The organism is Terrabacter koreensis (assembly GCF_054783315.1).
In genome coordinates, this window is the sequence record NZ_BAAGQU010000011.1 from 118,305 (window position 1) to 130,609 (window position 12,305).

A 12,305-nucleotide genomic window follows, 5' to 3' on the forward strand; every position below is an offset into this window, starting at 1 on the left:
AGCGGCCTCTCCGATATCGTCGTCCAGCAAGCCTGTGGCCAGCGCCGTCCACATGCCCTGAGTCATGTCGTGTGGCCGGTCGCGGTCGCGGCCAGGTCCCAGCAGAAGGACGGTGAAATGTCGCCGCACACCCGCACCCGCGCCCTCTTCAGCGCGCACCCGGAGAGCTCCGGCCTCTACCGACGCGAGTTCGAGCACGACGCCTGCGGCGTCGCCATGATCGCGACGATGCGGGGGACGGCGGGTCACGACATCGTCGACCACGCGCTGACGGCGCTGCGCAACCTCGACCACCGCGGCGCCACCGGCGCCGACCCGTCCGTCGGTGACGGTGCGGGCATCCTGACGCAGATCCCCGACGCCTTCTTCCGGGCCAACGTGCCGTTCACGCTGCCGAACAACGGGGCGTATGCCGCCGGCCTCGCCTTCCTGCCCCGCGACGCCGCCGAGCGCGCGGCCGCCAAGGCCCGCATCGAGGAGCTCGCCGTCGCCGAGAACCTCAAGGTGCTCGGCTGGCGGGAGGTGCCGGTCGAGGCCGACCTCGTCGGCGCGGTCGCCCGTGAGTGCATGCCCGCCTTCGAGCAGCTCTTCGTCAGCAGCGCCATCGGCCGTCAGGTCGCGCTCGGGCTCGACCGCCTCGCGTTCTGCCTGCGCAAGCGGGCCGAGCACGAGGTCGACGTCTACTTCGCCTCGCTGAGCTCGCGCACCATCGTCTACAAGGGCATGCTCACCACCGGCCAGCTCGAGCCGTTCTTCCCCGACCTGTCCGACCCGGCCTTCGCCACCGAGCTGGCCCTCGTGCACTCGCGGTTCTCGACCAACACCTTCCCGTCGTGGCCGCTCGCGCACCCCTACCGTCTCATCGCCCACAACGGCGAGATCAACACCGTCAAGGGCAACCGCAACTGGATGCACGCGCGCGAGAGCCTGCTGACCTCCGACATCATCCCCGGCGACCTCGAGCGCCTCTTCCCGATCTGCACGCCCGACGCGTCCGACTCCGCGAGCTTCGACGAGGCGCTCGAGCTGCTCCACCTCGGTGGTCGCTCGCTGCCGCACGCCGTGCTGATGATGATCCCCGAGGCGTGGGAGAACCACGCGACGATGGACCCGGCCCGCAAGGCGTTCTACGAGTTCCACTCGACGTTCATGGAGCCGTGGGACGGCCCGGCGAACGTCTGCTTCAGCGACGGCACGCTCGTCGGCGCGGTGCTCGACCGCAACGGCCTGCGTCCGGGCCGCTACACCGTGACCAAGGACGGCCTCGTGGTCCTGGCCTCCGAGTCGGGCGTGCTCGAGCTCGCGCCCGAGACCATCGTCCAGCGTGGGCGCCTGCAGCCCGGCAAGATGTTCCTCGTCGACACCGAGCACGGCCGCATCGTCAGCGACGAGGAGATCAAGAGCCAGCTCGCCGCGGCCAAGCCGTATGCCGAGTGGCTGCACGCCGGCCTCATCCACCTCGAGGACCTCCCGGAGCGCGAGCACATCGTGCACACGGCCGCCTCGGTCGCCCGCCGCCAGCAGACCTTCGGCTACACCGCCGAGGAGCTGCGCATCCTGCTCACGCCGATGGCGAAGTCCGGGGGAGAGGCGCTCGGCTCGATGGGCACCGACACGCCCATCGCCGTGCTGTCCTCGCGTCCGCGGCTGCTCTTCGACTACTTCACCCAGCTCTTCGCGCAGGTGACCAACCCGCCGCTCGACGCGATCCGCGAGGAGCTCGTCACCTCGCTCGGCACCTACATGGGCCCCGAGGGCAACGCGCTGTCGGCCTCACCGTCGCACGCGCGCCAGCTCGTCCTCGACTTCCCGGTCATCGACAACGACGAGCTCGCCAAGATCGTGCACATCAACGCCGACGGGGACCTGCCCGGCTACGCGACGCACGTGGTGCGGGGCCTCTACGACGTCACCGGCGGCGCGGCCGCCATGCGCGAGCGTCTCGACGAGATCTTCGCCGAGGTGTCGCAGGCGATCCGACGCGGCGCGCGCTTCGTCGTGCTCTCCGACCGTGACTCCGGTCGCGACCTCGCGCCGATCCCGTCGCTGCTGCTCACCGCCGCGGTGCACCACCACCTCATCCGGGAGAAGACGCGTACGCAGGTGGGCCTGCTCGTCGAGGCCGGTGACGTGCGCGAGGTGCACCACGTCGCGCTGCTCATCGGCTACGGCGCGGCCGCGGTCAACCCCTACCTCGCGATGGAGACGGTCGAGGACCTCGTCCGTGCCGGCGAGATCGAGGGCGTGACCTCCGAGAAGGCGGTGAAGAACCTCATCAAGGCGCTCGGCAAGGGCGTGCTCAAGGTCATGTCGAAGATGGGCATCTCGACGGTCGCCTCCTACCGGGGCGCCCAGGTCTTCGAGGCCATCGGCCTCTCGCAGGCGCTCGTCGACCGCTACTTCACCGGCACGGTCAGCCAGCTCGGCGGCGTCGGCCTCGACGTCATCGCCCGCGAGACCGCCGAGCGCCACGCGCGCGCCTACCCGACCGACGGCGTCCAGCAGCCGCACCGGGTCCTCGAGGTCGGCGGCGAGTACCAGTGGCGCCGCGAGGGCGAGCCGCACCTCTTCGACCCCGAGACGGTCTTCCGCCTCCAGCACTCGACGCGCCAGCGTCGCTACGACATCTTCAAGCAGTACACCGAGCGCATCGACGACCAGACCTCACGCCTGATGACGTTGCGCGGCCTGATGGGCTTCAAGCCCACCGGCGTCACCGGCCGGCTGCCCGTGCCGATCGAGGAGGTCGAGCCGGTCAGCGAGATCGTCAAGCGCTTCAACACCGGGGCGATGAGCTACGGCTCCATCTCCAAGGAGGCGCACGAGACCCTCGCGATCGCCATGAACCACCTCGGCGGCCGCTCCAACACCGGTGAGGGCGGCGAGGACATCGGCCGCCTGCTCGACCCCGAGCGCCGCTCTGCGGTCAAGCAGGTCGCCTCCGGCCGGTTCGGCGTGACGAGCCTCTACCTCACCCACTCCGACGACATCCAGATCAAGATGGCACAGGGCGCCAAGCCCGGCGAGGGTGGCCAGCTGCCCGGCCACAAGGTCTACCCGTGGGTCGCCAAGACCCGGCACTCGACGCCCGGCGTCGGGCTCATCTCGCCGCCGCCGCACCACGACATCTACTCGATCGAGGACCTGGCGCAGCTGATCCACGACCTCAAGAACGCCAACCCGGCGGCGCGCATCCACGTCAAGCTCGTCTCCGAGATCGGCGTCGGCACGGTGGCGGCGGGCGTGTCCAAGGCGCACGCCGACGTCGTGCTCATCTCGGGCCACGACGGCGGCACCGGCGCGAGCCCGCTCACGTCGCTCAAGCACGCCGGCGCGCCGTGGGAGCTCGGCCTCGCCGAGGCCCAGCAGACGCTCGTGCTCAACGGGCTGCGCGACCGCATCGTCGTGCAGGTCGACGGCCAGCTGAAGACCGGTCGCGACGTCGTCGTCGCCGCGCTGCTCGGTGCCGAGGAGTTCGGCTTCGCCACGGCGCCGCTCGTCGTCTCCGGCTGCATCATGATGCGCGTCTGCCACCTCGACACCTGTCCGGTCGGCATCGCGACGCAGAACCCCGAGCTGCGCGAGCGCTTCTCCGGCAAGCCCGAGTTCGTCGAGACGTTCTTCGAGTACATCGCCGAGGAGGTGCGCGAGAACCTCGCCGCCCTCGGGTTCCGCTCCATCGAGGAGGCCGTCGGCCAGGTCGGCAGCCTCGACCTCGACAAGGCCATCGCGCACTGGAAGGCGTCGGGCCTCGACCTCAGCCCGATCCTCGCCGTGGCCGACAACCCCAGCGGTGGCACGCTCCACCAGTCCGCCACCCAGGACCACGCCCTCGACAAGGCGCTCGACAACGAGCTGCTGAGCCGGGCCCTGCCCGCCATCGAGAGCGGCGAGCAGGTGCGCACCGAGATCGCGGTCCGCAACGTCAACCGCACCGTCGGCACGATGCTGGGCCACCACGTGACCAAGGCGCACCCGCACGGACTCGCCGACAACACGATCGAGCTGACGATGACGGGGTCCGGTGGCCAGTCCTTCGGTGCCTTCCTGCCGGCGGGCGTCACGATGCAGCTCTTCGGCGACGCCAACGACTACGTCGGCAAGGGCCTGTCCGGCGGCCGCGTCGTCGTCCGGCCGCACCGCGACGCCGCGCTCGTGGCCGAGCAGAACGTCATCGGCGGCAACGTCATCGCCTACGGCGCGACGACCGGCCAGCTGTTCCTGCGCGGCATCGTCGGCGAGCGCTTCTGCGTGCGCAACTCGGGGGCCCACGCGGTCGTCGAGGGGGTCGGCGACCACGGCTGCGAGTACATGACGGGCGGCGCAGCCGTCGTCCTGGGCCCCACGGGGCGCAACTTCGCGGCGGGCATGTCGGGCGGTGTGGCGTACGTCCTCGACCTCGACCCCGCCCTCGTCAACCCCGAGATGGTCGACCTGCTGCCCCTGCGCGACGAGGACGACGCCCCGCTCCGCGAGCTGCTCGAGGCCCACGTGCGGTGGACCGAGTCGCCCGTCGCACAGGGCCTCCTCGACGACTGGGCGGCCGCCCGCGAGCGCCTGACGCTCGTGCTGCCGCGCGACTACCAACGAGTCCTCGACGTCCGCGCCGAGGCCGAGGCCCAGGGCCTCGACCTCGACGGACCCGAGGTGTGGAACCGGATCATGGAGGCTTCCCGTGGCTGACCCCCAAGGCTTTCTCACCACCCGCGAGCGCGAGCTCCCGACCCGCCGCCCCGTCCCGGTCCGCATCCGGGACTGGAAGGAGGTCTACGAGGAGCAGGAGCTCGGGCAGCTCCAGCGCCAGGCGGGCCGCTGCATGGACTGCGGCATCCCCTTCTGCCACTCGGGCTGCCCCCTCGGCAACCTCATCCCGGAGTGGAACAACTTCGCGTGGCGCGGCGACTGGTCCGACGCGATCGAGCGCCTCCACGCGACGAACAACTTCCCCGAGTTCACGGGTCGGCTCTGCCCGGCACCGTGCGAGACGGCGTGCGTGCTCGGCATCAACCAGCCGGCCGTGACGATCAAGCAGGTCGAGGTCACGACGATCGAGCGGGCCTTCGACGAGGGTCTCGTGCAGCCGCTCCCGCCCGAGCGCCTCTCGGGCAAGACGGTCGCGGTCGTCGGCTCCGGCCCCGCCGGTCTCGCCGCGGCCCAGCAGCTGACCCGGGCCGGCCACACGGTCGCCGTCTTCGAGCGTGCCGACAAGCCTGGCGGCCTGCTCCGCTACGGCATCCCCGAGTTCAAGATGGAGAAGTCCGTCCTCGACCGTCGTCTGGCCCAGATGGAGGCCGAGGGCACGCGCTTCCGCAACGGCATGGACATCGGCGTCGACATCACCGGCCGGCAGCTGCGCGACCGCTACGACGCCGTCGTGCTGGCGCTCGGCGCCACAGTGCCCCGCGACCTCGACGTCCCGGGTCGCGGCCTCGGGGGCATCCACCAGGCGATGGACTACCTCCCGCAGGGCAACCGGGCCGCCCTCGGCGAGGAGGTCGAGAACCAGATCCTCGCCACCGGCAAGCACGTCGTCGTCATCGGCGGCGGTGACACCGGGGCCGACTGCATCGGCACCGCGCACCGCCAGGGCGCCGCGTCCGTGACGAGCCTCGAGATCATGCCGCAGCCGGGCGAGGACCGCCCGAGCGGCCAGCCGTGGCCGACCTACCCGATGCTCTACCGCGTCGCGAGCGCGCACGAGGAGGGCGGCGAGCGCGTCTACGCCGTCAGCACGACCGAGTTCGTCGGCGACGCCGACGGCAACGTCGCCTCGCTGCGCCTCACCGAGGTCGAGCTCGTCGACGGCAGGCTGACGCCGAAGCCGGGGACCGAGCGCGAGATCCCCGCGCAGCTCGTGCTCTTCGCCATGGGCTTCCTCGGCCCGGAGGGGCCGGGCGTCGTCGAGCAGCTCGGCGTCGACCTCGACGAGCGCAGCAACGTCCGCCGCGACAAGAACTTCATGAGCTCGGTCCCCGGCGTCTTCGTCGCCGGCGACGCGGGTCGCGGCCAGTCGCTCATCGTCTGGGCCATCGCCGAGGGCCGTGCCGCCGCTGCCGGCGTCGACGCCTGGCTCACCGGGTCCAGCGCCCTGCCCAGGCCGGTCGCGCCGACCGACCGCCCGCTCACCGTCTGAGCGGTCAGCAGCACCCGCCCGTATGCCGTGCCGTCACCTCGACGACACGGCATACGGGCACTGTTGTCCCACGATCCCCAACGACGACAAGGGAATCCACGAGGGCTCGTCCCACAGGTCGAACCCCCGTGGTGACCCACGTCACAGCACCCATAAGGTTGAACCATGCGTCGCGCCAAGATCGTCTGCACGATCGGACCCAAGACCTCTTCTCCCACCCAGCTGCGCGCCCTCGTCGACGCGGGCATGGACGTCGCCCGGCTCAACCTCTCGCACGGTGACCACTCGGTCCACGAGCAGGTCTACCGCGACGTGCGGGCGGCCAGCGACGCCTCCGGTCGCGCCGTCGGCATCCTCGTCGACCTTCAGGGACCCAAGATCCGCACCGGCCGGTTCGCCGACGGCCCGGTCACGCTGAGCCAGGGCCAGCGCTTCACCATCACGACCCGCGAGGTCGAGGGTGACGACACCATCGTCGGCACCACGTATGCCGGCCTCCCGGGCGACGTGAGCCCCGGCGACGTCCTGCTCATCGACGACGGCAAGGTCATGCTCCGCGCCGTGGCGGTCGACGACTCCGACGTGCTCACCGAGACCGTCGTCGGCGGAGAGGTGAGCAACAACAAGGGCATCAACCTGCCCGGCGTCGCCGTCAGCGTGCCCGCGCTGTCCGACAAGGACCGCGAGGACCTCCGCTTCGCCATGCGCCTCGGTGTCGACATGATCGCGCTGTCGTTCGTCCGCTCGGCCGACGACATCGCCGACGTCCACGCGATCATGGACGAGTTCGGCACCCGCATCCCCGTCATCGCCAAGATCGAGAAGCCGCAGGCCGTCGAGAACCTCGAGGGCATCGTCGCGGCGTTCGACGGCATCATGGTCGCCCGCGGCGACCTCGGCGTCGAGATGCCGCTCGAGGACGTCCCGCTGGTCCAGAAGCGCGCCATCGAGCTCGCCCGGCGCGAGGCCAAGCCGGTCATCGTGGCCACCCAGGTGCTCGAGTCGATGATCGAGAACCCGCGCCCCACCCGCGCCGAGGCCTCCGACGCCGCGAACGCGGTCCTCGACGGCGCCGACGCGCTGATGCTCTCGGGCGAGACGTCGGTCGGAGCGTGGCCGATCGACGCGGTGCGCACCATGGCGCGCATCATCGAGTCCACCGAGGAGCACGGCTTCGACAAGATCGTGCGGATGACGACCAACCCGAAGACCGTCGGGGGAGCGGTGAGCAAGGCTGCCGTCGAGATCGGCGACGTCGTGGGGGCGAAGTTCCTCATCACCTTCACGGAGACCGGCGGCTCGGCCACCCGGATGGCGCGGCTGCGCCCCCGGCTCCCGATGCTCGCCTTCACGTCCGAGCCGCGCGTGCGCTCGCAGCTGTCGCTGACGTGGGGCGTCGAGACCTACCTCGTGCCGCGCATGCACCACACCGACCAGTTCGCGATGCAGGTCGACCTCAAGCTCATCCCCGAGGGCCGCGTCGCCGAGGGCGACCGCGTCCTCATCGTCGCCGGCTCGCCTCCCGGCATCCCGGGGTCGACCAACGCGCTTCGCGTCCACCGCGTGGGTGACGCCGTCAACCGTGCCGCCCCGGCCTACCGGCCGGAAGAGGTCATCAGCTGACCGTTCCCGGGACCCCGCTTCAGTCGAGTGCTCAGTTCCTGACGTGGAGGAAGTGGGCACACGACTGGGTATGCTGGCGCGGCACTCCCGCCGGGGTGGTGGAATGGCAGACACGGGGCACTCAAAATGCTCTGGCCGAAAGGTCGTGCGGGTTCGAGTCCCGCCCTCGGCACCACCCCGCCGACCCCACGCACGGGGGCGGCGTCACGCTGCGGTGGTTGACGGTCCCGAAACGCGCTGGAAACCTGGCCCCGGCTAGGCTTTGCCCGTGAGCACAGACGAGAGCACGACGCCGAAGCCCGCCCCCACCCCCGCCGCGCCCGAGGCGGCTTCCGACACCACCGCGGCCGCGTCGGCCGCACCGGCATCCGCGACGAGCGGCGCCACCCGCATCCTCGTCGCCGAGGACGAGGCGCTCATCCGTCTGGACCTCGTCGAGATGCTGGGCGAGCAGGGCTACGAGGTCGTCGGCCAGGCGAGCAACGGCGAGCAGGCCGTCGAGCTGGCCAAGGAGGTCAAGCCCGACCTCGTCATCATGGACGTCAAGATGCCGGTGCTCGACGGCCTCTCCGCTGCCGAGCAGCTGCACGAGGCAAAGCTCTGCCCGGTCATCATGCTCACCGCCTTCTCGCAGACCGAGCTCGTCGAGCGGGCCCGCGACGCCGGCGTCATGGCCTACATCGTCAAGCCGTTCACGGCTGACGACCTCCGTCCGGCCATCGACATCGCAACCTCGCGCTGGCACGAGCTGAAGGCCCTCGAGGCCGAGATCGCCGACCTCGGGGAGCGCCTCGAGACCCGCAAGCTCGTCGACCGCGCCAAGGGCGTCCTGATGAGCCAGCTCAAGCTCACCGAGGCCGACGCCTTCCGCTGGATCCAGAAGACCGCGATGGACCGCCGGCTCGGGATGAAAGAGGTCGCCGAGGCCGTCATCAACGGCTTCCCGGCCTCCTGACGGGGCCATCTCCGAAAATCGTCCTGCCCTCGCCGGAGCCTAGGTCACGACACGGTCACCGATCGCGAGTTGTTGGTGACCGGGGCGCGACCTTGGAACTAGTCTCCGTCTCAGCCCTCGACCGAGGGATGTGTGACATCAGGAGGACACCCGTGCGTTCTACCCTCAAGTTCGCTGTGCCGCTCGCGGTCGCAGCTCTTGCCCTCGGTGCCTGTGGCACCAAGGGCGGCGACACCCCCGCCGCCGGCGGCAGCGGCGGCGCGGCGGCCTGCCAGAACTTCAAGATCGGCATGTTCGGTGCTCTCACCGGTCCGAACGCCAACCTTGGCATCTACATCCAGAACGGCGTGAACCTCGCCCTCGACGACTACAACAAGAAGCACGCCGACTGCAAGGTCACGCTCGAGAACTACGACTCGCAGGGTGACCCGACGCAGGCCCCGGCCCTCGCCAAGAAGGCCATCGACGACAAGAAGGTCGTCGGCATCGTCGGCCCGGCGTTCTCGGGTGAGTCCAAGGCCGCCGACCCCGCCTTCAACGAGGCCGGCCTGGTGACCATCACGCCGTCCGCGACGGCGACGAAGCTCTCCTCCAACGGCTGGAAGACGTTCTTCCGCGCCCTCGGCAACGACGACACGCAGGGCCCCGCGGCCGCCAAGTACATCAAGGACACCGTCAAGTCGACGAAGACCTTCGTCATCGACGACGCGTCCGAGTACGGCAAGGGCCTGGCCGACACCGTCCGCAAGGACCTCGGCTCTCAGGTCGTCGGCAACGACACCATCCAGCAGAAGCAGACCGACTTCAGCGCTTCCGTCACCAAGGTGACGAGCTCGGGTGCCGACGCGCTCTTCTTCGGTGGCTACTCGCCCGAGGCTGCGCCGCTCATCAAGCAGCTGCGCGACGGTGGCTGGAAGGGCACGTTCGTCGTGGCCGACGGTGTCAAGGACCAGTCCTTCATCGACAACGCCAAGGACGCCGCCGAGGGCACGATCATCACCTGCCCCTGCGTCCCCGCCGACGTCGCTCCCGACTTCCAGAAGGCGTACAAGGCGAAGTACAACGAGGACCCGAACACCTACTCGGGTGAGGGCTACGACGCCGCCACGATCCTGCTCGACGGCATCGCGGCCGGCAAGGACCGCAAGGCCATGGTCGACTTCGTGAAGTCCTACGACAAGAAGGGCGTCACGAAGCAGCTCAAGTTCGACGACAAGGGCGAGTCGGCCGACATCAAGGTCTTTGCCTACAAGGTCGAGGGCGGCAAGATCGTCGGTAGTGGCGAGATCAAGTAACGCGTTCGTCATCGAAAGGGGGCGGTCGGAGCAGTAGGCTCCGACCGCCCTCGGTCGGTTGACACGCGATCCCTGATCCTGCCCACCGCGCCCGGCCCAGGAGGTCTTGGATGCAGAACCTGATCGACAACTTCTTCTCGTACACCATCACGGGCCTCACGATCGGGGCGGTCTACGCCCTCGTGGCCCTCGGCTACACCCTCGTCTACGGCGTGCTTCGCCTCATCAACTTCGCCCACTCCGAAGTGTTCATGTACGGCACGTTCGGGGCCCTCTGGGTCGTCATGCTCCTCGGCGGCAAGCCCGGCGGCAGTGTCGGACAGGTGATCTTCTGGGTGGTCATGATGTTCGTCGCCGCCATGGCCATGTCCGGCCTCATCGCGGTGATCCTCGAGCGCGTGGCCTATCGACCGTTGCGCAAACGCAATGCACCACCGCTCATCGCCCTGATCTCCGCCATCGGTGCCTCGTTCGTGCTTGCCGAGCTCATGGGCCTGCGCAGCCGGGTCGCCGGCTGGGTGGGCCTCGACGACACGCTGCGTGAGTACGTCCGCAACTCACGCAACAACGCCGGCCTCCCGTCGATCATCTCGCCCCAGCCGATCTTCACGGTCGGCGGCTACAACGTGACGAACGTCGACCTCATCGTCATCATCGGCGCCATCGCGATCATGGTCGTCCTCGACCAGTTCGTGAAGCGGTCGCGCCTCGGCCGCGGCATCCGGGCCGTGGCCATGGACCCCGAGGCCGCGGCCCTCATGGGCGTCAACCGGGACCGCGTCATCCAGGTGACGTTTCTCGTCGGTGGTGTCATGGCCGGCGCAGCCGCGGTCTTCTACATGCTGAAGATCGGCATCACGCGCTACGACGCGGGCTTCATCCTCGGCGTCAAGGCGTTCACCGCCGCCGTGCTCGGCGGTATCGGCAACCTCCGTGGCGCCCTGCTCGGCGGCTTCATCCTCGGACTGGCCGAGAACTACGGCTCCGCCGTCGTCGGCTCGCAGTGGAAGGACGTCGTGGCGTTCGTCCTCCTCGTCCTGATCCTGCTCGTGCGACCCACCGGCCTGCTCGGTGAGTCCCTCGGAAAGGCGCGCGCATGAGCACCTCCACAGGCACCGCAGCCTCCACCAAGCAGCGCAGGCTGGGTTTCAAGGAGCGGGTCAACAACCTGCCCCGTGCGGTGAAGATCCTCCTCTGGGTCGTCTTCGCCGTGTTCCTCTTCATGCTGCCGCTGCTCAACATCCCGTTCATCACGACCGAGGGCTCGGACTTCGGCGGCGTCCTCTTCACCGTCGCCACGTACGTCCTGGTGGCTCTCGGCCTCAACATCGTCGTGGGCTACGCGGGCCTGCTCGACCTCGGCTATGTCGGGTTCTACGCCATCGGTGCCTACACCGTCGGTGTCCTGAGCGCCGAGCACGCCAAGCTGTCGTGGGTCGTCGTCGTCCCGATCGCCATCGTCGTGGCGATGGTCTCGGGCGTCGTGCTCGGCGCACCGACGCTGCGCGTCCGCGGAGACTACCTCGCCATCGTGACGCTCGGCTTCGGCGAGATCGTGCGCCTGACGCTCGTCAACAGCGAGTGGCTCGGGGCCTCCCGAGGCATCTCCGACATCCCGAAGCCGCCCGGCGTCGAGCTGTTCGAGGTGCCGAGCATCGACTGGAGCAGCGGTGCTCCGGTCGTCGACCTCGACACGACGTCGACCTTCCTCAAGTTCGGCATCACCGACTTCGTCCCCTACTACTGGCTGGCGCTCGGCGTCATCGCGCTCGTGCTCCTCTTCGACATCCTCGTCAAGAGCAGCCGGGTCGGTCGTGCCTGGGAGGCCACCCGCGAGGACGAGGACGCCGCAGAGCTGATGGGCGTGCCCACCTTCCGGTTCAAGCTGCTCGCCTTCGCGCTCGGCGCCGCCATCGGTGGCCTCTCGGGTGCGCTCTTCGCGACGAAGGCCGGCTTCATCAACCCGCAGAGCTTCGAGCTGCTGCTGTCGATCCTCTTCATCGCGGCCGTCGTCGTGGGTGGTGCCGGCAACCGCTGGGGCGTCATCGTCGGAGCGATCGTCGTGGCGTACTTCCCCGAGCGCTTCCGCGAGTTCGCGGACTTCCGCGTGCTGGTGTTCGGCTTGGCGCTGATGCTGCTCGCGATCTTCCGTCCACAGGGCCTGCTGCCACCACGGCGCACCGTCCGCGCCAAGCGCGCCGACGCCCGACAGGCCGTCCTCGAGGAAGGAGAAGCCAGTGCCTGAGTCGACCGAGCCCAACCGGCCCGACACCAGTGGGGAGTCCACGGCCCAGACCAC

7 protein-coding genes and 1 tRNA gene are annotated in these 12,305 nt (G+C 69.6%); all 8 read left to right on the forward strand.

Features of this window, described 5'->3' with window-relative positions:
• Window positions 1–117 precede the first annotated feature (117 nt).
• The gene (gltB, locus tag ACYVNR_RS18310) at window positions 118–4,683 is read left to right on the forward strand and encodes a glutamate synthase large subunit (protein ID WP_461049980.1); all 4,566 of its coding nucleotides are present in this window, start codon (window positions 118–120) and stop codon (window positions 4,681–4,683) included.
• The gene (locus ACYVNR_RS18315; RefSeq protein ID WP_461049982.1) at window positions 4,676–6,133 is read left to right on the forward strand and encodes a glutamate synthase subunit beta; all 1,458 of its coding nucleotides are present in this window, start codon (window positions 4,676–4,678) and stop codon (window positions 6,131–6,133) included. Before gltB ends, ACYVNR_RS18315 begins: the two co-directional genes overlap by 8 nt.
• 165 nt (window positions 6,134–6,298) lie before the next feature.
• Window positions 6,299–7,756, forward strand: a complete 1,458-nt coding sequence (gene pyk / locus ACYVNR_RS18320; RefSeq protein WP_461049984.1) for a pyruvate kinase — start codon at window positions 6,299–6,301, stop codon at window positions 7,754–7,756.
• An 89-nt stretch (window positions 7,757–7,845) separates the two neighbouring features.
• Window positions 7,846–7,931, forward strand: a tRNA-Leu gene (locus ACYVNR_RS18325).
• Window positions 7,932–8,024: 93 nt separating this feature from the next.
• The gene (locus ACYVNR_RS18330) at window positions 8,025–8,711 is read left to right on the forward strand and encodes an ANTAR domain-containing response regulator (protein WP_082081059.1); all 687 of its coding nucleotides are present in this window, start codon (window positions 8,025–8,027) and stop codon (window positions 8,709–8,711) included.
• Between the two features lie 152 nt (window positions 8,712–8,863).
• Window positions 8,864–10,006 carry a branched-chain amino acid ABC transporter substrate-binding protein gene (locus tag ACYVNR_RS18335; protein WP_458799744.1) on the forward strand — a complete coding sequence of 381 codons (1,143 nt, stop codon included), beginning with the start codon at window positions 8,864–8,866 and terminating at the stop codon, window positions 10,004–10,006.
• A 110-nt stretch (window positions 10,007–10,116) separates the two neighbouring features.
• On the forward strand, window positions 10,117–11,106 hold the full coding sequence (locus ACYVNR_RS18340) for a branched-chain amino acid ABC transporter permease (RefSeq protein WP_461049986.1): 990 nt from the start codon (window positions 10,117–10,119) through the stop codon (window positions 11,104–11,106).
• Window positions 11,103–12,251 carry a branched-chain amino acid ABC transporter permease gene (locus ACYVNR_RS18345; RefSeq protein ID WP_045192312.1) on the forward strand — a complete coding sequence of 383 codons (1,149 nt, stop codon included), beginning with the start codon at window positions 11,103–11,105 and terminating at the stop codon, window positions 12,249–12,251. Before ACYVNR_RS18340 ends, ACYVNR_RS18345 begins: the two co-directional genes overlap by 4 nt.
• Window positions 12,252–12,305: the final 54 nt, after the last annotated feature.